The sequence below is a fragment of the Lysobacterales bacterium genome (assembly GCA_016703225.1).
Classification (GTDB): Bacteria; Pseudomonadota; Gammaproteobacteria; order Xanthomonadales; family Ahniellaceae; genus JADKHK01.
In genome coordinates this window covers 939,486-959,832 of record JADJCM010000002.1, presented here as the reverse complement: position 1 = coordinate 959,832, position 20,347 = coordinate 939,486, and the positions used below count along the sequence as shown (strand labels likewise).

At 67.6% G+C, this 20,347-nt stretch carries 13 protein-coding genes; 8 read left to right on the top strand and 5 right to left on the bottom strand.

Features of this window, described 5'->3' with window-relative positions; all coding sequences use genetic code 11:
- The first annotated feature begins 90 nt into the window (after positions 1-90).
- From IPG63_13115 to IPG63_13090, 6 genes are all read left to right on the top strand, one after another.
- Positions 91-1,365 (top strand): PD40 domain-containing protein, encoded by a 1,275-nt coding sequence (locus IPG63_13115; GenBank protein MBK6728179.1) that lies wholly within the window; start codon positions 91-93, stop codon positions 1,363-1,365.
- A gap of 145 nt (positions 1,366-1,510) precedes the next feature.
- Positions 1,511-3,397: a hypothetical protein gene (locus tag IPG63_13110; GenBank protein MBK6728178.1), complete on the top strand. Its 1,887-nt coding sequence runs from the start codon at positions 1,511-1,513 to the stop codon at positions 3,395-3,397.
- A gap of 139 nt (positions 3,398-3,536) precedes the next feature.
- Complete coding sequence (locus IPG63_13105) at positions 3,537-4,841, top strand: dicarboxylate/amino acid:cation symporter (protein MBK6728177.1); 1,305 nt, start codon at positions 3,537-3,539, stop codon at positions 4,839-4,841.
- A 61-nt stretch (positions 4,842-4,902) separates the two neighbouring features.
- Positions 4,903-5,478, top strand: coding sequence for an RNA polymerase subunit sigma-70 (locus IPG63_13100; GenBank protein MBK6728176.1), 576 nt, complete (start codon positions 4,903-4,905; stop codon positions 5,476-5,478).
- An 86-nt stretch (positions 5,479-5,564) separates the two neighbouring features.
- The gene (locus tag IPG63_13095) at positions 5,565-8,021 is read left to right on the top strand and encodes a right-handed parallel beta-helix repeat-containing protein (GenBank protein MBK6728175.1); all 2,457 of its coding nucleotides are present in this window, start codon (positions 5,565-5,567) and stop codon (positions 8,019-8,021) included.
- 85 nt (positions 8,022-8,106) lie between these two features.
- Positions 8,107-10,806 (top strand): serine/threonine protein kinase, encoded by a 2,700-nt coding sequence (locus IPG63_13090; GenBank protein MBK6728174.1) that lies wholly within the window; start codon positions 8,107-8,109, stop codon positions 10,804-10,806.
- Between the two features lie 15 nt (positions 10,807-10,821).
- Here the strand turns inward: IPG63_13090 and IPG63_13085 are convergent, their stop codons facing one another.
- Positions 10,822-11,523, bottom strand: a complete 702-nt coding sequence (locus tag IPG63_13085) for an HAD family hydrolase (GenBank protein ID MBK6728173.1) — start codon at positions 11,521-11,523, stop codon at positions 10,822-10,824.
- A complete protein-coding gene (locus IPG63_13080; protein ID MBK6728172.1) occupies positions 11,520-13,799 on the bottom strand; it encodes an MFS transporter in 2,280 nt (759 codons plus the stop codon). Before IPG63_13080 ends, IPG63_13085 begins: the two co-directional genes overlap by 4 nt.
- A gap of 111 nt (positions 13,800-13,910) precedes the next feature.
- On the opposite strand from IPG63_13080, the gene IPG63_13075 reads away from it, so the two are divergent.
- Positions 13,911-14,459: a YaeQ family protein gene (locus IPG63_13075; GenBank protein MBK6728171.1), complete on the top strand. Its 549-nt coding sequence runs from the start codon at positions 13,911-13,913 to the stop codon at positions 14,457-14,459.
- A gap of 10 nt (positions 14,460-14,469) precedes the next feature.
- Here IPG63_13075 and IPG63_13070 read toward each other — a convergent pair whose 3' ends face one another.
- The 3 genes from IPG63_13070 to IPG63_13060 form a co-directional block, all read right to left on the bottom strand.
- On the bottom strand, positions 14,470-15,675 hold the full coding sequence (locus tag IPG63_13070; protein ID MBK6728170.1) for a chromosome condensation regulator RCC1: 1,206 nt from the start codon (positions 15,673-15,675) through the stop codon (positions 14,470-14,472).
- A 69-nt stretch (positions 15,676-15,744) separates the two neighbouring features.
- Entirely contained in the window at positions 15,745-18,525 is a 2,781-nt protein-coding gene (locus IPG63_13065; protein ID MBK6728169.1) for a protein kinase, read from the bottom strand.
- Entirely contained in the window at positions 18,522-19,925 is a 1,404-nt protein-coding gene (locus tag IPG63_13060; GenBank protein ID MBK6728168.1) for a sigma-70 family RNA polymerase sigma factor, read from the bottom strand. The genes IPG63_13065 and IPG63_13060 overlap by 4 nt, the downstream gene beginning before the upstream one ends.
- Between IPG63_13060 and IPG63_13055 the strand changes: the two genes are divergently transcribed.
- Entirely contained in the window at positions 19,899-20,333 is a 435-nt protein-coding gene (locus IPG63_13055; protein ID MBK6728167.1) for a hypothetical protein, read from the top strand. The genes IPG63_13060 and IPG63_13055 overlap by 27 nt on opposite strands.
- The last annotated feature ends 14 nt before the right edge of the window (positions 20,334-20,347 follow it).

Here is a 20,347-nt window from a genome sequence, read left to right as displayed (position 1 = left end):
AGGTGCCGGCATGGAACGACGTAGCGGGAATCAACCTCGTTGCGGAGTTGCTGCGCCATGTCCCGATGTCTTGCATCTGTCGTTCTTCTCATGTCCTGCAGCAGTGCGACATGCGCCCAGCAATTCGCCTTCTTCCGCATTGAAGGTCAACCCGCAATTCCGGGCGGCAGCGGCATCCAGTCGAGCGGAGCATTGACGCAGCCGGCTTTGTCTGCCGACGGCAAGACACTGGTGTTTCGGGCCAATGGCGGCAATCTGGTGCCGGCGCCCGGCGGCGCCCAGGTCTTGGCGTATTCACTGACGAGCGGTGCGATCAGCATCGCCAGCAGGTCGCCGAGTGGTCAAGCGTCGGCTTCGAGCACCAGCAACGAGAGACCCGCCGTCTCCGCAAACGGTCGCTATGTGGCGTTCGAAACCACATCGTCCACCTACACCGGCGGCATCGCGGGCGTGCACATCGTGCGGGTCGACCAGCAAACCAGTCAGTTCGAGCTGGTCAACCTCGATGCTGGCAGCGCGCTGCCCCCGGCCACGCTTTCCAAAATGGGCGGAATCTCCGGAGATGGTCGCTTCGTTGCCTTCACTTCCAGTGCGGCCAACCTGGTGGCCGGCGAACCTGCCAACAGCAGCAACAGCGTCTACCTGCGCGATCTGCTCAACGACAGCACGCAACGCATCGACATCAGCAGTGCGGGCATCGGCGGCAATGGTGGGGCGTTCGGCGAGACCCCGACCATCAGCCTTGATGGACGCTACGTGGCGTTCGCCTCCACGGCGACCAATCTGGTCAGCGGCGCATTCACGGGTTCGCAGCGCATCTACGTGCGCGATCGCAGCGCCAGCACGACGACCCGCGTCAGCATCGGGCCTGGCAATAGCGACCTCAGTGGGTCCGGCAACGCGGCGATCTCCGCCGACGGCAGCAGTGTCGTGTTTCGATCGAATGCCGGTGGCGGCAGCGCCACGCAACTCTGGGCGAGAAGACTGAGCGCGCCGACGGCCACCGCCGTACCTGCGGCGGCAGGCATGGGACTGTGCGATATCGCACGCATCGCCGACTCCGGTCTGGTGATCACGCAATGCCGCAATACCAGCGCGATGCTGCCCTACCAGGCGTTCGTCTGGTCACTGAACACTGCGGCGATTGCACCGGAACTGATCAGCGGCAGCGATTGGGCCAACACGATTCCCGGCAATGGCACATCGGGCAGCAACGTGACGATCAGCGCCGATGCGCGGGCGTTCGCATTCGACTCGCTGGCCAGCGACCTGGTTCTGTTCGACACCAACAACGTCAGCGACGTTTTTGTCTATGCCGAGGTCAGCCTGATCGACACGCTGCTTGCCGATGGGTTCGAGCAATGAGTAAGACGATAGCTTCCGCACCACAACAGCGTAACCGTCCGGCAAGCCCGACTGCTGGAGAAACCTGATGCGCCGTTTCAGTACCGATCGAGCGCGCGACGCGATGACAATTGCTGCCGCCTGCTTGCTACTTTTCGTCTCTACCATGCTCCCGGCACGCGCACAGCAGTTGTCGCTCGACACCAGCTTCGGCAACGCCGGCGCGCTGACCCTGGATGCGGGCACCGACTGGTACACCGCCTGGAACGATCGCAATGCACATATCGCCGAAATCGACAGCACGCGCTGGATGCTCGGTGGCAGCTTCAGTCGCTTCGTCAGCCCCGATCTGTTCTATATGCGCCGCTACAGCGTGTTCAGCGACGATACTGTCGGGGCCTTGAGCAGCGTTGGCTGGGGCGTTGGACCACCACTCTCCACCGGCGGAATTCTGTACTACGGCGACGACGGCAGCATCGGCTTCGTCGGTACCGGCAATCCCGGTGGCGGCGCGGCAACCACGGTGCACCAAGCGCGCACGTTCGTCGACTCCGGAAGCGTTTACAGCGACTGCACAGGCGGCTTCCAGAGCAACCACTCCTTTGGTCCGACGGCGCAGGACGAGGTTCGCGGCGCCACGCGCGGATGGTTCGCGCGCGGTGTTCATACTGCGGTTGCGGTCGGCAGCACGCGGCTGGCGAACGGTGAATCACGCGGCTTGATTGCACAGTTTCGATCCGACTGCGTACCCGACGCCGGCTTCGGCTCTGGCGGCGCCATGCTGCTCGACGTCAACCCGTTCGTGATCGGCGCGCCACTGCGCGCGGTGCGGATCAACACCGTGGGGCGGTATCTCAATGCGTCCGGCGAACCGCGTCTGGTCGTGGCGGGCGGCGTGCGCTACGGCCTCGGCGCGAGTGATCCTGGCGCCTGCTTCATCGCGATGCTGACCAACGAAGGTGTGCTTGACGGCGCTTTCGACTTTGATGGCATCCGCATCTATGACCCGCCGGCACAAGGCGGTGGCAACATCGCCTGCGACTTCAACACCCTCGCCTTGACCTTTCAGCCCGGCGACACGATCGGCACGGTCGCGGACTGGAAGCGCGTTGGCGGTGGCACTGTGGTCTATGCCGCGGCACCGGTGCGATTCCATGGCAACGGCGCCCTGTTTGCGGATTGGTCCAGTCACTACAACCTCGGCAGCGTGACCGAACGAGGACCCAGCACGCTGGCCGTTCGATCCGATCAGCAGTGGGTTTTCGGATCCTCCCTGCTCTCCGGTGTTTCGGCCGGCGGCCAACCGCTGTCGTCCACCGAGCTGCGACTGATCCATCCCGGCACCGGACTCGGCAGCAGCGCTGCCACCGTACCCTGGCAATTCAGCGACAGCAGCAGGCAGATCTCGGCCATCCTGCCGCTGCCGGACAACCGGGTCCTCGTGATCGGCACCTCGGGCGATGGCCGCTTTGGTCATCGGCGTTTGCACGTGGCGCGATTCAACGACGGCCGCTTGGCGCTCCATGTAGCGGTCACCGGCAGCGGCGGTGGCGATATCGGAAGCGCGCCCGCAGGCATCGCCTGCAATCGATTTGGCGGAGATTGCGAAGAGTACTTCGCCCCCGGAACAGCGGTTACGCTGACGGCAACGCCTGCGCTCGGCTCGCGATTCACCGGTTGGTCGGGAGCGGCATCCGCCTGCAACACCAATCTCACATGCCCGCTAACGATCGATGCGAACACTGCAGTCGGAGCGAGCTTCGCTCCGTTGGTTAGCGTAGCCGTGACCCGCATCGGCAACGGACTCGTCGTCAGCACACCCGCCGGTATCGACTGTGGCGCCACCTGCTCCGCGTCTTTCGCAACGGGATCCACAGTAACTTTGCAGGCCACCGCAATCCCGAACAGTGGCTTCGTGTTCGACTCCTGGTCCGGAGACGCAGCCGTCTGCGCGTCCAATCCGCTATGTGCGCTGAACGTGACCAGCACACTGGACATCACCGCCAGCTTTCGAAGCACATCGGAAATCGTGTTTGCCGATGGCTTCGAGTAGTCCTGCGGCCAATCGGTCGCTGGCGCCGCGCCGGGGCGGGTGAACACGGCGAGACGCGTCGGGTATTTTCGCCCCGACCCGATCTCGCCTACCATCCGCCGTTCGCTCGCCGCGCCGAGCCCCGCTTCGAGAACACGACATGACCGCACCTGCGTCATCCGGCAGCAGCAACAAGCTCACCCTGTGGATCCTCATTGCGCTCGTGCTCGGCGCCGTTGCCGGCTTCGTGATCCACAAGCGCGTCGCCGACCCGACGCCTTGGGTCACGAACCTCGGCCTGGTCACCACCATCTTCCTGCGCCTGATCAAGATGATCATCGCGCCGCTGGTGTTCGCGACGCTTACCGTCGGCATCGCCAAGATGGGCGACATGGCGGTGGTCGGGCGCCTGGGATTGAAGGCGATGTTGTGGTTCATCGCCGCGTCGCTGATGTCGCTTGGCCTCGGCCTGCTGCTGGTGAATCTGTTCCAGCCGGGCATCGGCCTGAATCTGCCGCTGCCCGATGTCAACGCCAATTCGGGCATCGCCGCCTCGTCGATGTCGCTGGCCGACTTCATCACCCACCTGGTGCCATCGAGCATCGTCGACGGCATGGCGCGCAACGAGATCCTGCAGATCGTCGTGTTCTCGATCTTCTTCGGTGTCGGCTGCGCCGGCGTCGGCGACAAGGCCAAGGTGCTGGTCGAGGCGCTCGAAGGCCTGTCCTACGTGATGCTCAAGGTGACCATGTTCGTGATGTGGTTCGCCCCGTTCGCGGTGTTCGCGGCGGTGGCGGCGGCGATCGCCAAGAGTGGACCCGGCATCTTCGAGACCTATGCCTTCTTCATGGCCGAGTTCTACCTCGGCATCGTGATCCTGTGGCTGCTGTTGTTCGTCGCCGCGTTTGCCGTGCTGGGCCGTCGCTGCGGCGCGCTGTTCAAGGCGGTGCGCGAACCGACCATGCTCGCCTTCGCCACCGCGTCGAGCGAAGCGGCCTACCCGAAGACGCTGGCCCAGCTAGAGAAGTTCGGCTGCAGCAACCGCGTCGCCTCCTTCGTGCTGCCGCTTGGCTATTCGTTCAACCTCGACGGCTCGATGATGTACTGCACCTTCGCGGTGATGTTCATCGCCCAGGCCTATGGCATTGAACTCAGCGCCGCCCAGCAGGTGACCATGCTGCTGATCCTGATGGTGACCTCCAAGGGCATGGCCGGCGTGCCGCGCGCGTCCCTGGTCGTGATCGCCGCGACGCTGTCGCAATTCAACATTCCGGAAGCCGGCCTGCTGCTCCTGCTCGGCATCGACCACTTCCTCGACATGGCTCGCTCCGCAACCAATGTCATCGGCAATTCGGTCGCCACCGCCGTGGTCTCGAAATGGGAAGGCCACCTGCGCAGCGAAGCCGAAGTGGCCGAGGAACTCGCCAACGCGACCAAGGCCGAGCTGCCGCATCATCCGATGTGAGTCGATCCACGTCGCTTGGGTGTGCTTCAATCACCACGACCACGACAGCGCCAGGACTGGCATGGACTCGACCGACCCGATCGCCGAACTGCTCGAGCGCATCCGCGGCGGTGACAGCGGGGCCTCGGATCGATTGTTCGCGCTGCTGTACGACGAGTTCCGCGGCAAGGCCCATCAGTTGCTGCGCATCGGGCCGCGGCAGACGCTGTGCACCACCGAACTGGTCAACGAAACCTGGCTGCGCCTGCGCGGACACGGCATCCCGGTCGAGAGCCGCGAGCACTTCGCGCATCTGGCCGCGCGCGCGATGCGCTTCGTGCTGATCGACCGCGCCCGCCAGCGCCAGGCGCTGAAGCGTGGCGAAGGCGAGGCGCCGCTCGAACTCGGCACCCTCGACGCCGGCGGCGACGACCCGTTCGAGGTGCTGGCGCTCGCCGACACCCTGTCCGAACTGGCGCGCATCGACCCCGACCTGGCACGCATCGCCGAGCTGCACCTGTTCGGCGGCTACTCGATCATCGAGATCGGCGAGTTGCTCGGCATTCCCGAGCGATCGGCGTTCAGGCGCTGGCGCACGGCGCGGATGTTCCTGGTCCGCACACTCACGGGTCGGGACGACCCGACGCCGGAAAGCTGAACCGCGCCTGTACCAGCGCGGACACGGTGGCAGCAACCGGCATCCGCCGCCGAATCAGCCGGCACGTCCCCAAGGAGTGCCGCGTCATGTTCCGCCGTTTCCTGATGTCCTTGTTCGCCTCTTGCCTGCTCGCAGGCCCGCTGCGTGCCGATGTCGTCTGCGTCGATACCGTGTCCGAGCTGGTGAACGCGCTGGCATCCTTCGAGTACCAAGTCGACGGAACCTCTCGCACCGTCAAGGTGGTGCAAGGCACCTATCTGGTCGGCAACCAGCTCGGCGGCACCTTCGCGAGCTATCCGAATTCGGTCACCTTCTCGATCAAGGGCGGCTACACCGCCGGTTGCGCCAGCCGCGTGATCAATCCGGCCAATACGGTGATCGACGGCAACAACCTGGCCGACAGCGGCTTCTCTTTCTCGGTGACTGGCGATGCCAACTTCTTCGTCGAGGGCCTGAGTTTCACCCGCCTCGACGGCAGCGGCTGGCCAGCGTTTGGCATCGGGCTCGATGTCGGCACCAGCAACACCGCGCGCTTCACCATTCGCCACTGCCGCTTCACGCGCAATGCGGGCGCCAGCATCGTGCGCATGAACGGGCCGGAGATGCGCTTCACCAACAACCTGGTCGCCGACAACCTGCCGAGCGGCAGCGGGCGCGCCGGCGTACTGCTGGAATACTCCTACGAAGCAGGCAGCGGCGCGATCGCCACCAACAACACCATCGCGACCAATTCCGGATCGGGACTGCGCCTGCTCGATTTCGACGGCCAAGTGGGCGTGCGCTTTTCCGAGATCACCAACAACATTCTCTGGAACAACGTGGCCGACCTCGACCTGGGCGAGTTCGATCCTCTCCTGAACCCGATCTTCGTCGAGGGCAACGTGGTCGAGGACTATTCCGGCATCCAGCCGCTCAGCAGCTCCAACCTGACCAGCAATCCGCAGTTCATCAATCTGGCCGCAGGAAACTACGGACTGAACTTCGCTTCTCCCGCGATCAACAGCGGTTTCATGTTCCAGTCGCTCGGCTTCCCATCGAAGGACCTGGCCGGCGGCGAGCGCGTGGTCGGGACCAAGATCGACCGCGGCGCGTTCGAGTCCTCGATCGACGACCGCGTCGCCTTCGTGGTCACCAACGTCGGTGACAACGGCAGCAACACCAGCCCGCTTGCGGGATCGCTACGCGCAGCGATCAAGGCGGCCAACGCGGCCGCTGGACCCTATCGGATCACCTTCGAAATTGGCGGAGCCTGCCCGCACATCATCAACCTGACCACAACCATGCTCGACATTACCGGCGACGTCACCCTGGACGCGCGCACCCAAAACGGATGGAGCCCCAACACGTTTTACGGACGCTCGGACGCGAACCTGTGCATCGTGCTCAACGGCAGCGGCGCCACTGCGCATGCCTTCCGTGTCCCCTCACTGGCCGGCAGCGACGCGCGCCTGGCGGTGTTCGGCATGATGTTCGCCGGGTTCACCGATGCCGCGCTCAGGGTCGAAAACGGCCACGACCACCGCATCGCCGGCAACCAGTTCGGTGCCGTGCCCTTCACCTCGCCGAATGGCGCTGCAGTGCGTGTCACTGGCTCCTCCGGCGGTGCCTTCATCGGCGGTTACGACGATCCGGCCTCGATGAACCTGATCGCCGGCAGCACCGTGGCGGGCGTCTATCTCGACAATGCGAACGGCGGCAGCACGATCGCCAACAACGTCATCGGCTACCAGACCGACGGCATGTCGGCCGGCGGCAACCAGATCGGCGTGTTCGTGTTCAATTCGCCGAACAACCACCTCCAGTACAACTACATCGGCTACAGCGCGGCCACCGGCATCACCTTGTCCGGCGCGGCCAGCCAGGACAACGAGATCCAGTACAACGGCATCGGCGCGGACTGGGTGAATGGCACGCCGGGCAACACCGGCGCCGGCATCGGCATCCTGTTCGGCGCGCACGACAACACCATCGGCGCGCCCCTGCTCGGCGCCTACGGCTGGAACTACATCGCGCGCAACACCGGCCCGGGCGTGTGGATTTCCGCGAGCGGCGGCGCCGGCAACCGGGTGCTGTACAACACCTTCTTCGACAATGGCGCAATCGACATCGACCTCGGCGCCGCCGGACCGAGCGCGAACCAGGTCAGCAATCCCGCCGTCGGACCGAACCACCTGCAGAACTACCCGACCCTGACGCTCGCCGAGCGCAGCACCGGCAACAGCCCGACACTCAGCATCAGCGGCCAGTTGCACAGCGCGCCGAACACCGCTTACCGCTTCGAGCTTTACGTCGGACGCTGCGATCCGCAAGCGCCGACCCGAGGCACGGCCGAATACTGGGTGGGCCGGATCAACCGTCTGACCGACGCCCAGGGTGACGTCACCTTCAGCGCGGTGTTCAGCGTGTCGAACGTGTACAGCCACCTCACACGGATCAGCGCCACCGCCACCAGCAGCAGCGGCGATACCTCGGAGATCGGCGAGTGCTTCCCCATCACCGACGTTGCGCCGCCGGATGCCTTGTTCCAGAACGGCTTCGAGTAGCGCGATCGTGCGCACCCGCGGGTGGCTGCTGGCGCAGACGGAGGGGCCGGCTATGCTTGCGCCAGGCCTTCTCCGGAACCGGTCCATGATCGACGCGCAGCAGCACACCGAACGGATGCAACGCGCGCTCGGCATCGTCGGTGCGGCGCTCGATCGGCCGGAGGATGAGCGCGAGCCGTGGGCGATTACGCAATGCGCGGACGACGCAGCACTCGCGAACGAAGTGAGGTCGCTGCTCGCGGCCGATCACGCGACGCTGTGGCCCGAGCGCGCTCGCAGCGAGCCGCTTGATGATTCGCTGATCGGCCAACGCATCGACCGTTACCTGATCCGCGCCCGCCTCGGCGCCGGCGGCATGGGCACCGTCTATCGCGCCGAGGCGCAGGGCGAGCTGGCGCTGCCGGCGGTGGCGCTGAAGGTGATCAAGCGCGGCATGGACAGCGAGGAGATCGTTTCCCGCTTCCTGCGCGAACGCGAAATCCTGGGGCGCATCGAGCACCCGCACATCGCGCGCCTGCTCGATGGCGGCATGAGCCAGGACGGCCGCCCCTGGTTCGCGATGGAACTGGTCGACGGCGAGCCGCTGCTCGCGCACTGCGACCGCCTCGCGCTCTCCATCGAAGCGCGGCTGGCGCTGATGCTGCAGGTCTGCGATGCGGTCGCGTACGCGCACCGGCTGCTGATCGTGCACCGTGACCTGAAGCCGGGCAACGTGCTGGTGGATCGCCAAGGGCAGGTCAAGCTGCTCGACTTCGGCATCGCCAAGTTGCTCGACCACGAGGCCGGGTCCGGCACCGGCAGCGCAGCGCTGATGATGACCCCCGAGTACGCCGCGCCCGAACAGTTCGAGCGCGGCGCGATCACCACGCAGACCGATGTCTATCAGCTCGGCATGCTGCTCGCCGAACTGCTCGGCGGTCGCAAGCCGTTGCCGGCCAGCCTCGGGCGCAGAGAAACGCAACACCGTCTCGATGCTCCATTTCGCGCCACTGGTGCCGCCCGCGACGAAGCCATGCGGCGGATCGCGGCCCGTCGCGACCTGCAGGTGCCGACACTGGCGCGGCGTCTGGCCGGTGATCTGGACCGGATCACGCGCTGCGCCACGGCCGCGCAGCCGGAGGCGCGCTACGCCAGCGTCAGCGCGCTCGCCGATGACCTGCGCCGGCACCTGCGCGGCGAACCGGTGCACGTGATGGGCGACCGCTTCGGCTACCGCCTCGGCAAGTTCGTGCGCCGCCACCGGCTGGCGGTGGGTGCCGCGGCGGCGATCGTCTTGTCGCTCGCGCTCGGCCTCGGTGCCACGCTGCGCGAAAACGCGCGCTCGCGTCGCGCCGAAGCACAGACGGAAACCACGCTGGCGCTGCTCGAAGACGTGTTCCTCGGCGCCAATCCCTACGCCGCCCGCGCCGGCGACACGCGCGCCAGCGACTTGCTCGACGGCGCTCGCGAGCGCTTGAATCGGTCCGCCGACTTGGCTCCGGCGCTGGCCACTCGGCTGTGGGCGAAGATCGCATCCTCCTACGTCTCGCTCGAGCAGCGCGAGCCGGCGGAGGCGGCGTTGCGCCAAGCACTCGTCGAAGGCGAACGCGCGCTGGCCTGTCGCGGTGCGAGCTGCGTCGGACCCGATGCGCTGACCACGCGCGCCACCATGGCCGCCGCCCGCGCCCGTCTCGCCCACTATGCCGTTGCGCACGATCACGTTGCGGACGCACGTGGCGATCTGGAAGGCGCCATCACCGAGATGCGTGTGCTCGGCGCGCGCGCCGACATGGAACTGGCCGAGGCGCTGCAGCTGTTGAACGACCTGGACTTCGGCCAGGGCGACTACTCGCAACTCGACGCCCGCGGCCAGGAGGCCATCGACGTACTACGCCGCGCGCGCGGCGAGCGCAATGCCGACACGATCATGGCGATCGCCAACCGAGCCTCCCTGTTGCGCGCCAGTGGCCACGCGGACGCGGCGCTTGCGCCCGCGGCCGAGGCCTATCGGCTGCTCGCCGGCCTCGACCATGGCGCGCCGGCGGCGGTCGCCCTCTACGTCGAACAGCAATACGCCGGCGCGCTGTCCGAAAGCGGCCAACCTGCCGCGGCGGAACCCGTGCTGCGCCAGGCCCTTGCGCGCGCCAAAGTGCTGCGCGGCGCAAACAGCGGGCTCGCCATCGGGCTCGCCTGGGACCTGGCCGGCGCCCACACCGAACTCGGGCGCAACGCCGAGGCCATCCCCGAATACCGCGCGCTGCTCGTGCGCATGCCGGACCTGAAGTCCGCCAACGTCGCCGCGATCCACAATTCGCTCGGCAATGCGTTGCTCGCCGAGGGTGATGCGGCGGCAGCCGAAGTCGCGTTCGGCGACGCGCTCGCGGTCCTTTGCATAGCCGAGTCAAACAGTCCGCCCTGCCAGGTGATCGGACTGAACCGCTGCGATGCCGAGTTGAGCCAGGATCGGCGCGGCTGTCTGGCCACGCTGGCGAGCGGCGCGCGCACCGCCGGCGGACCCATCGCACGACGCCACGCCATGCTGCGGGCACGCGCCGCACTCGCCGATGGCGACACCGCAGCCGCCGAAGCCGCACTTGCCGAAGCACGATCCTTCGATCCCGCGACCGCGAGCGATCCGGTGCTGCGCGGCCACATTCTGCGCCTGCAAGCCGACATCGCCAACGCCCGCGGCCAGGCCGAACCGGCGCGCCAACTCAACCGGCAAGCCGTGCTCGCCTTCCGCGAGCGCTGGACCGGCGAACCCGCGGCACTACGCGCGGCGCTCGTGGGCAGCGGGGAACGCTGAGGTTGCGTCCCGCTGCTACCCGGCCAGTGCGCGCACCGCCGCCGGAATCTCTGCGGCGCGGGCGACTTCGCGCAGGCGCGCTGAAGCCGGCAGCGGCTGACCCGACTCCATCGCCCACAGCAGGTGATAGGGCACGTACACCGCGCTGCCGCCGAGTTCGAGCACGGGTTCGATGTCGGACTTCGGCGAGTTGCCGACCATGATGAACTGTTCGGGCGCGACACCGATCTCGTCGAGCACGCGCCGATAGGTCGGCACGTCCTTCTCGCTGACGATCTCGATGCGATGGAACCACTCGCTCAGGCCCGACTTCGCGATCTTGGCCTCCTGATGGAACAGATCGCCCTTGGTGATCAGCAGCAGGGTGAAGTCGCGTGCCACCTCGGCCACTGCCTCGGTGATGCCGGGCAGCAGTTCCACCGGGTGTTCAAGTACGGCCACACCCAGATCAACGATGCGCTGGATGTCGCTCGCACTGATGCGCGCTTCGGTCATCGCGATCGCGGCCTCGACCATCGACAGCGTCATGCCCTTGGCGCCGTAGCCGAAGCGCTTGATGTTGCGACGCTCGACTTCGAGCAGACGCGCATGCACGTTGGCATCGGCGACATCGATGTAGGACGCGAGCAAACGCTCGTACGCCGCCTGCGCATCGTGATAATGGCCCTCGCTGTGCCACAGCGTGTCGTCGGCGTCGAAGGCGACGTGGGTGATCACGCCCGCACCAGCTTCAACGCCGCCTCGAGCACGGTCGCGTCCGTCGGCAGGATCAGGTTCGCGGCGCCGGCGAGTGGAGTGTAGGTGTCGTCGCCGACGACGCGGACCAGCGGTTTGGCACCGTGACCACCTTCGACGATGGCGGTGATCACGCCTTCGCCGATGCCGGCGCTGCGGCGACCTTCATCCAGCACCAGGATGCGGTCGCAGTCGCCGGCGTGTTTCACGATTGCCTGCGCGTTCAGCGGTTGCAGCCAGCGCAGGTCGACGACGCGGGTTTTCTTGCCGGTCTGCGCTTCGACCGCCTTCGCGGTGCGCAATGCGAACGGCACGCCGTTGCCGAAGCTGAGGATCAGCAGGTCCTTCGCGTCCTCGTGGTAGACGCGCTCGGCGCCGTATTCGAGTGCCTGGTCGGGCGCCGGATACGGGAACGACCATTGCGCGTCGCCGGCTTCGTACAGGTCCTTGGTCATGTACAGCGCGATCGGTTCGAGGAACACGCAGACACGCCCGTCCACCTTCGACAGCGCGGCGAGCGTTCGCAGCATCATTGCCGCGTCATCGCCGCGGCTCGGGCAGCCGACGACGAGACCCGGGATGTCGCGCAACGCGGTCACCGAGTTGTCGTTGTGGAAGTGGCCGCCGAAACCGCGCTGGTAACCGAGGCCGGCGACGCGCATGACCATCGGGTTGCGGTACTGGTCGTTGCTGAAGAACTGCAGCGAGCAGGCTTCGCCGCGGATCTGGTCGCAGGCGTTGTGGAAATACGCCAGGTACTGAATCTCCGGGAACGGCAACATGCCCAGGTTCGCGAAACCCTGGGCCAGGCCGAGGATGGTGGTCTCGTCGAGCAAGGTGTTGAACACGCGGTTCGACTTGAACGCCTTGTGCAGGCCCTTGGTCACCGTGTACACGCCGCCCTTGTGCGCCACGTCCTCGCCAAACAGCAACGACTCCGGGTACTTGATGAACAGGTCATGCAGGGCCTGGTTGATCTGGATCGCCAGGTGCTTCGGCGGCTGGTTCTCGGGCAGCTGCTTCTCGGAGCCGAACACCGCGATGCGCTGCTCACTCGTCGGCGCACGCGTCGCCTCGGCGCGCACGCGCTCCGGCGAATACGGCGCCAGCGGGCGCATGACCTCTTCCTTGCTGAGCAGCTTCGGCGTCTGGTCGGCATGTTCGGCGGCGGCCATGCACTTGCCGCGGATGGATTCGTACTGCGCCAGCAATTCGTCCTTGCCCATCAGCCCGGAGGCGAGCGCGATCTCGGCCGAGCGCAGCAGCGGGTCGGTGGCTTCGACGCGCAACAGTTCCTCGATCGGGCGGTATTCGATCTCGAAGTCGGTGCCGGCATGGCCCATGATGCGCGTGGTGCGCAGGTGCAGGAAGGTCGGACGGCGCGTGCTGCGACAATGCAGGATCGCGGCCGCCACCTGTTCGTAGCCCTCGGCGAGGTCGAGGCCGTTGGCGTAGAAGTAGTCGAGCGCTTCGCGATTGCGAAATGCGGCGCCGACCCAGCCGCCCGGCGTCCGCGTCGAGATGCCGATGCCGTTGTCCTCGCAGACGAACAGCACCGGCGCCGGCAGATGCTGGTACGCGGTCCACTGCGCTGTGTTGAACGCGCACTGCGCGGTGGCGTGGTTGCTGGAGGCGTCGCCGAAGGAGCAGATGGCGATCGAATCCTCGGGAATCGGCAGCGTGTGGCCGATGCGCTTCGCGGTCTCGATGGCGATGGCGGTGCCCAGCGCCTTCGGCAGGTGCGAGGCGATGGTCGAGGTCTGCGGCAGTACCCACAACGGCTTGCTGCCCCAGACCTTGTGGCGCCCACCCGAGGCCGGATCTTCCTTGCTGGCGGCGAAGCTCAGCGCCGAATCCTGGATCGGGTCCATGCCCGGCAGCTTGCGGAAGCGCTCGGCCATGAAGCCGCCGCTGCGGTAATGCAAGAAGGCCGGATCGGTATGGCGCGTCAGACGCGCGACCATGGCATTGCCTTCGTGGCCCGAGGACCCGATCGTGTAGTAGACCTTGTTCTGCACCCGCAGCACGCGCGCCATCAGGTCCAGATGGCGGCTGATCAGCTGCGACTCGAACAGCTTCAGGAAATCCTCGGCTGTGCACAGGCTGCCCGGCAACACGGCCTCACCCGGACGCGGCTTCGCCGCCACCGGCCCGGCATAACCGCGCACGAACTCGACGAAGTTCTCGTCGCAGACCTTGGCGCGGTTGACGTCCTTGAGACGGGCGGGAATCGGATTCGGAATCTGGATCGCGGACATGGCAGGGACGCTTGGAAAAGAGGCGCATTCTACGGGCTCGACCGCGGCGAATGCGGGCGGAATTGGGGAAGGCCAACGCCGCCCGCAGCGGCTTTGCGTTAGGCTGGGCGGATGTCACCCAAATCCACCGTCTACAAAGTCGAGTTGCAGGTCTCCGACCTCGATCGCCACTACTACCAGGAACACAATCTCACCCTGGCCCTGCATCCCTCGGAAACCGAGGAACGGATGATGGTGCGGCTGCTCGCGTTCGCGATGAACGCCGATGAGCGCCTGAGCTTCGGCCGCGGCCTGAGCACGGAGGACGAGCCCGACCTGTGGCTGCGCGACGACACCGGTGAAATCGGGCTGTGGATCGAGACCGGGCAACCGGACGAGGCCAGAATCCGCAAGGCCTGTGGCCGCGCGCGGCATGTGTTGATCTACACCTACAGCGGCCGCGGCGCCCAGGTCTGGTGGGACAAGGTCGGCTCGGGCCTCAATCGCAAGAACCTGAGCGTAATCGACCTGCCGGGCGAATCGGTCACCGCCCTCGCCGGCCTCGCTGCACGCACGATGCGGCTGCAGTGCATGATCGAGGACCGGCACGTGCAGCTCATGGACCAGAGCGGATCGGTGTCGATCGATCCGGTCGTGCGCGTCGCGGCGCAGCTGCGCTGAGGCGGCGGCGCTACTCGAAGTCGCCCGGTTCGCCGCCGAAGACGATATCTAGCGGGCCGCCGAGCACGAAGGCGGGACTTGGTCGTTCATGCACGCCGCCGACCTGGCCGTCGCCCAGTTGCCCGAAGTTGCCGTGGCCCCAGCACATGACGTTGATCGGGTCTTCTCGCACGCGGGCGCAGGTGTGTTCCGCGCCGGCGGCGATCGCGGTGACGTCGCCGACGCCGACCACGACCACCGGACTCTCGCGGTTGTTGCGATTGCTGCCATCGCCCACGGTGCCGAACCAGTTGTAGCCCCAGCAGCTCATTGCGCCACCCGAGCGAATCACGCAGGCGTGGAAGTCGCCCGACGCGATCGCGGTGGCGTCGGCGATGCCGCTGACCGCCACCGGCACCGCGCTGTCGCCGCTGGCGCCATTGCCCAGGTTGCCGTAACCGCCGTGGCCCCAGCAGCGCACCGCGCCACCCTGCAGCAGCGCGCAGGTGTGGTTGGCACCGGCGGCGAGCGCGACCGCGTTGCTGATGCCGAACACATCGACGGCCCCGAGTACGCCCGGGTCGGCATCGACCGCGCCGTTGCCGAGCTGTCCCTGATGGTTGCGACCCCAGCACTTGATCGCGCCGGCGCCGACGATGGCGCAGCTGTGGTTTTCCCCGGTCGCGATGGCAGTGGCGGCCGCGATGCCTGCGGCCTGCACCGGGACGTTGCTCTCGGTGAACGTGCCCGAGCCAAGCTGGCCGTGGTAGCCGTGGCCCCAGCACCACACCGAGCCCGCGGCGAGCAATGCGCAGCTGTGATTGCCGCCGGTGGCGACGGACAGCGCGGTGCTGATACCCACCACCGGCGTCGGCGTGGCTGGACTCGCGCCACTGCCATTGCCGATCTGTCCCCAGCGGTTGTAGCCCCAGCACCAGGCGCCGCCGGTGCTGGTTGCCGCGCAGGTGTGCTGGCTGCCACCGTCGACCGAGACCACGTCGGTCAAGCCTTCGGCCCGCACCGGTTCGGCGATGCTGTAGTGCGGCGCACTGTCGCCGAGTTGCCCCTGTTCATCCCAACCCCAGCAGTGCAGGTTGCCGCCGGGGACGATCGCGCAGGTGTGTCCAGCTCCGGCGGCCATTTGCTGTGCCTGCGCCGTGACCGGCTGCAGCAGCAGCACGGCGAGGCCGACCAGCGCTGCCGCGAGCGCCCGGGAGGAAAGCGAGGGGGTAGCCATGTCGGTCGTCTCCAGATGCGACGCGATGGCGTCGTTTCCGGTACACGCACGGAACCGGGGCGAAAAGGCTCAGTCGCGCGAGAGCCGCGCGCGCAGGGCGTCGCGGCGCGCGGTGGCCGGCACCGACAACTTGCCTTCGGCGGCGAAGGCGTCCCAGATCGCGAGCGCGGACTGCGCGGCTGAAATCGCCTGCGGCGCATCGGGCTGCGCTTGCCAGCAGGCGTCGGCGAGCTGCGCCCAGGCTTCGGCCTGATGGTCGCGATAGCGCGTCGCCTCGGGATTTGCGGCGACCAGCGCGGTGATTGCATCCGCCGCCGCGCGCAGCGATTCGCGCGCCGCGACAACCTCGCCCGCCGCCGCCAGGTTGCGCCCGAGGTGCATGCGCGACAATGCCTGGCCCAGAGCGAAGTCGGGCGAGATCGCCACCAGCGTGGCCTGCAACTCCAGCGCCGTTCGATGGCTGCTCGCGGCGGCGGCGAAATCGCGCAGGGCTTCGCGCAGTTCGCCCTGGCGCCGATGCGCAAGCGAGAGCGCGAAGCGCGCTTCCGGATTGTCCGGCGCGGCCTGCAACCAGCGCTGGTTGATCTCGATCTGGCGTGCCACCACCGGCGCGGCTTCGGCGGCACGATCGGCCTTCAGCAGTTGCCGTGCCGCCCAGCCGCAACTGGCCGACACCGCCTGCCACAGCATGTCGTTGCCGGGATCGCGCGCGAGCATCGCCTCGGTCGTGGCCAGCGCCTGCAAGGCCGAATCGACCGAGGCATCGAGCCGGCCCTGCGCCTCGAACACCGGCACCCGGCGCGAATGCACCAGCGCCTGTTCGTAGCGATAGAAGCTGTCGTCCGGATCGACGGCAACCAGCGCGGAAATCGTTTGCAACGCGGCGTTCAATGCGGACTCGGCCTGCGCCATGTCCCCCTGGCCGATCCAGTACTCGCCCTCGCGCAGTTCGCTTTGGTAGCGACCAAAGCGCAAGCCTGCATCGTCCGGATGAGCAACCAGCGCTGCCTCGCGCAGTGCCCGCGCGCGCTGGTGGGCCTGGCGCGCGGCATCGACCTGGTTCAGCGAGGCCGCGCTCTCGCGACCGAGCAGATCGCCGTAGTGGTCGAGGACGTTGGCCTGCTCGATCACCACCTCGTGGCGCTGCTGCAACGCGGACGGCAGCGCCGTGAAGCGCGCCAGCGCGCGCTCGAACTGCGCCTTCGCGACCTCCAGTTCACCCGCCTGATGACGCAACTCGGCCTGGCGCGACTGCAGGCGCGCGTCGAGCAGGCGCAGCGACTCGACCTCCGGCCCCATTCCGCGCAGGCGCGCCAGCAGGGCCGCGGCGGTGTCGTAACTGCGCGTGGCGCCCTCCAGGTCGGCGATGTTCGGGCCATAGGGATTGCCTTGCAGGTCGCCGACCTTCAGGTAGGCAGCGGCGAGATCGGCGAGCAGCGCGGCATCGTCGCCGGCCTCGCGCCGCAGCGATTCGAGATAGGCCAGCGCATCGGCGACGAGCCGCTGCTGCATCGGCAGCGAACCGGCGAGCTTGCGGATGCGTTCCTGGTAGTCGAACAGCACGGTGTTGGCGAAGCGGTGCACGTCCTCGAAGCGACGCTCGGCGTGCGCGCGCTGCTCGGCCGCGACGCGCGACTGCCACAAGGCCGCGGCGGTGGCCGCGAACAGCAGCATCAGGCTCACGCCGAGCGCGGCCACCGCGACGCGATGGCGCCCGACGAAGCGACGCAGCACATAGCCGGCGCTGGCGCGACGCGCCGATACCGGACGGCCGGCGAGCACCGCACGCACGTCGGCGGCCAGTTCGCGCGCCGACGCATAGCGCCGCTGCGGCTCCTTCTCCAGCGCCATCGCGACGATGCGGTCCAGATCGATGCGCCAGGACTTCGGCATTGCGACCAGCCCGGTCTGGCGCAGCAACGGCGGCGCGTCTTCGTGCAGCAGTGCCTGGCGCAAGGCCTCGTCACGGCGCCCATCGCGACGGAACGGGTGCGCGTTGCACAGCAACTCGAACAGCAGCAAGCCGAGCGCATGCACATCGGTCGCGGTGGTGACCGGTTCGCCGCGCAACTGCTCCGGTGCGGCGTAGGCCGGGGTCAGCGAGGTGCCGAAGTCGCGCGTCAGCGTGCTGTCGCCGGCGTCGCCGAGGAGCTTGCCGATGCCGTAGTCGAGCAGCTTGGGTCTACCCTCGCGGTTCACCATCAGGTTGCCGGGCTTGATGTCGCGGTGCACGAGCAGGCGCTGGTGCGCGTAGGCGACGGCATCACAGACCTGCGCGAACAGCTCGAGTCTTGGCCCGACACCCGGGTTCGCCGCGGCCAGGTAGCGATCCAGGGTTTCGCCATCGACGCATTCGAGCGCGAGGTAGGGCCGTCCGTCGACGGCCACGCCGGCATCGACCAGACGCACGATGCCCGGGTGATCGAGCCGCAGCAGCAGGTCGCGTTCATGCTGCAGGCGCCGCGTTCCGATCGCGTCGAGACGTCCGCCGTGCAGCAGCTTGATCGCGACGGTCTGCGCATAGTCGCCCTCGCGATGCGCGCGATAGACGCTGCCCGAGCCGCCTTCGCCGAGGTGCGCGTCGAGCACGAACGGACCGAATCGTTGTCCGATGCGTTCGTCGCCCGCGGCCCCGGCATCGAGCGCCGCCAGCGCCGACAACGGCAAGGCTTCGGGCAGCGCCACACCATCCAGTTGCGCGAGCAGCGAGTCCAGCTCCTCGGCCAGTTCGGGCGAGGCGGCGCGCAGCGCGTCCAGCCGCGTCTTGCGCGCCGCGGCATCCCGTTCCAGCAGATGGTCGAGCTCGTCTTGCAGTTCGCGCCAGCGGGCGGCGTCCGCGCGCGAACTCATGCCGACAGCTCGCGCGACAGCCACAGCCGCGCCATGGTCCAGTCGCGCTTGACGGTCGCGAGCGAGACCCCGAGCAGTTCGGCGATCTCGGCCAGTTCCAGGCCAGCGAAGAACTTCATCTCGACCACCCGCGCCTGGCGTGCATCGAGCCGGGCCAGCACCTCCAGCGCTTCGTGCAGGCCGAGCAGATCGAACTCGCCCGCTGCCACCTGATCGGCCGCCGACAGGCTGACCAGGTCGACGCCATCGCCGCGCTTCTGCGCCGCGCGATCACGCGCGTGGTTGACCAGGATGCGCCGCATCATCGTCGCCGCCAGGCTGAAGAAGTACAGGCGGTCGCCGCTGCCGGCGGCGTCCTGCGCGGCCATGCGCAGCCAGGCCTCGTGCACCAGCGCCGTGGTCTGCAACGTGTGGTTGGCACGCTCGCCGCGCATCAACCCGCGCGCGATGCGTTTCAGCTCCTCGTAGATCACCGGCAGCAGGCGCTCCAGCGCAGCCCCGTCGCCGCTGCGGGCACTGCGCAGGTCAGCGTCGATCGATCCCTCTGCGAACACGAATCCCCCTGGTGCAAGGCGCGGCACGATCCCGGACCGGCGTGATTCTACGTCGATCGGTCGCGACCCTGCCGTTCTGGCAAGATCGGGCGCGCCCACCGGGAGCCCGGCATGCCCTTTCCCATCCGCAGCGTGCGTCCGCTCTACCCGCCCTTCCCCGACGGCGTCTGCGACTGCGAGCTGCTGCCGAGCGATCACCCGACCATCCTCGAAGAACTGGTGCACACGCGCCTGATCGATTCGCAGCCGCTCGACCTCGCGCTCGATGAAGGCCGAACGCGTGCGCACTGCACGATCGAGGTGCGGCAGTGCCCGTACTGCGGCCAGTGGTGGTGGGCCGAGCGCAGCTCGCGCACCGACATCACCTACGCCCGCGACAGCGACAACACGGTTCCGGTGGGTTCGGTGTCGGTCATGCTCAGTTCGGCAGTGCGCTGCGCCAACGCCGAGGAGGCCGCCGCATTGACCGCATGGTGGGCCGAGTACCAGGAAGCGCTGGCGGTGCGCGACCGCTACGCGCGCAAGGACGACGGCCGCGGCGTGGCGCGCTGCATCGAACTCGGCGCACGCAGCGCGGCCGCGCAAATGCTCTCCGAGAGCACCGCGCGTTCGGTCAAGCTGGCGCGCAACACGCGCGCGGCGCTCGATCGCGAAATGCAAGCTTGCATCGAGATCCTGAATCGGAAGCCCGACGACGAAGCCGCCTGGACGGAGTTGCAACGACTGCAGCGCCGCTGCGCGCTGGCACGCGGTTGGGACGCGGCAGCGGAACCGCAGGACTGGACGATCGAGGAATGGTGGACGCCCGCGCTGGCTGGCGTGAGTCGCCTGGAGTTCGAGTTGCATGCGGTGCGCCATGCCGCGCGCGGCAAGGCGCTCGGTTCGCCCGAGCACCTGGAGCTGCGGCGTTGCGAGGACGAGCTGGCGACGCGCTGGGAGGCGCACTGCGCGCGCGTCGAATGGCCCTCGCTCGCGGTCGGCTTTCACGCCCTGCTCGAGCACGCCAAGTTGCTGCAGCCGCTGGTGGTGGCCGGGGACATGGCGTCCTGGCGCCATCCCGACCGCATCGGGCGCATCCTTCGCGACTGGTTCCAGGCCGGCGTGGTGACCCCGACCCGTCACCTGGCCGTGGTCCCGTGGCTCGCCGCGCGCACCGGCCTGCCCGACAACCTGGTCCGCAACGAAGCACAGAACCGCGCCAACTACTGGCGGCCGATCCGCCGCGCCATGCGCGCCGAAGCCCAGCAGCGCTGAGGACGGAGCTTGGC

What these genes read in the sequence shown, in the direction of transcription:
- IPG63_13115 (MBK6728179.1), top strand. Translation starts at nt 91, where the DNA reads ATGTCCTGCAGCAGTGCGACATGCGCCCAGCAATTCGCCTTCTTCCGC.
- IPG63_13110 (MBK6728178.1), top strand. Translation starts at nt 1,511, where the DNA reads ATGCTCCCGGCACGCGCACAGCAGTTGTCGCTCGACACCAGCTTCGGC.
- IPG63_13105 (MBK6728177.1), top strand. Translation starts at nt 3,537, where the DNA reads ATGACCGCACCTGCGTCATCCGGCAGCAGCAACAAGCTCACCCTGTGG.
- IPG63_13100 (MBK6728176.1), top strand. Translation starts at nt 4,903, where the DNA reads ATGGACTCGACCGACCCGATCGCCGAACTGCTCGAGCGCATCCGCGGC.
- IPG63_13095 (MBK6728175.1), top strand. Translation starts at nt 5,565, where the DNA reads ATGTTCCGCCGTTTCCTGATGTCCTTGTTCGCCTCTTGCCTGCTCGCA.
- IPG63_13090 (MBK6728174.1), top strand. Translation starts at nt 8,107, where the DNA reads ATGATCGACGCGCAGCAGCACACCGAACGGATGCAACGCGCGCTCGGC.
- IPG63_13080 (MBK6728172.1), bottom strand. Translation starts at nt 13,799, where the DNA reads ATGTCCGCGATCCAGATTCCGAATCCGATTCCCGCCCGTCTCAAGGAC.
- IPG63_13075 (MBK6728171.1), top strand. Translation starts at nt 13,911, where the DNA reads ATGTCACCCAAATCCACCGTCTACAAAGTCGAGTTGCAGGTCTCCGAC.
- IPG63_13070 (MBK6728170.1), bottom strand. Translation starts at nt 15,675, where the DNA reads ATGGCTACCCCCTCGCTTTCCTCCCGGGCGCTCGCGGCAGCGCTGGTC.
- IPG63_13065 (MBK6728169.1), bottom strand. Translation starts at nt 18,525, where the DNA reads ATGAGTTCGCGCGCGGACGCCGCCCGCTGGCGCGAACTGCAAGACGAG.
- IPG63_13060 (MBK6728168.1), bottom strand. Translation starts at nt 19,925, where the DNA reads ATGCAACTCGAACTCCAGGCGACTCACGCCAGCCAGCGCGGGCGTCCA.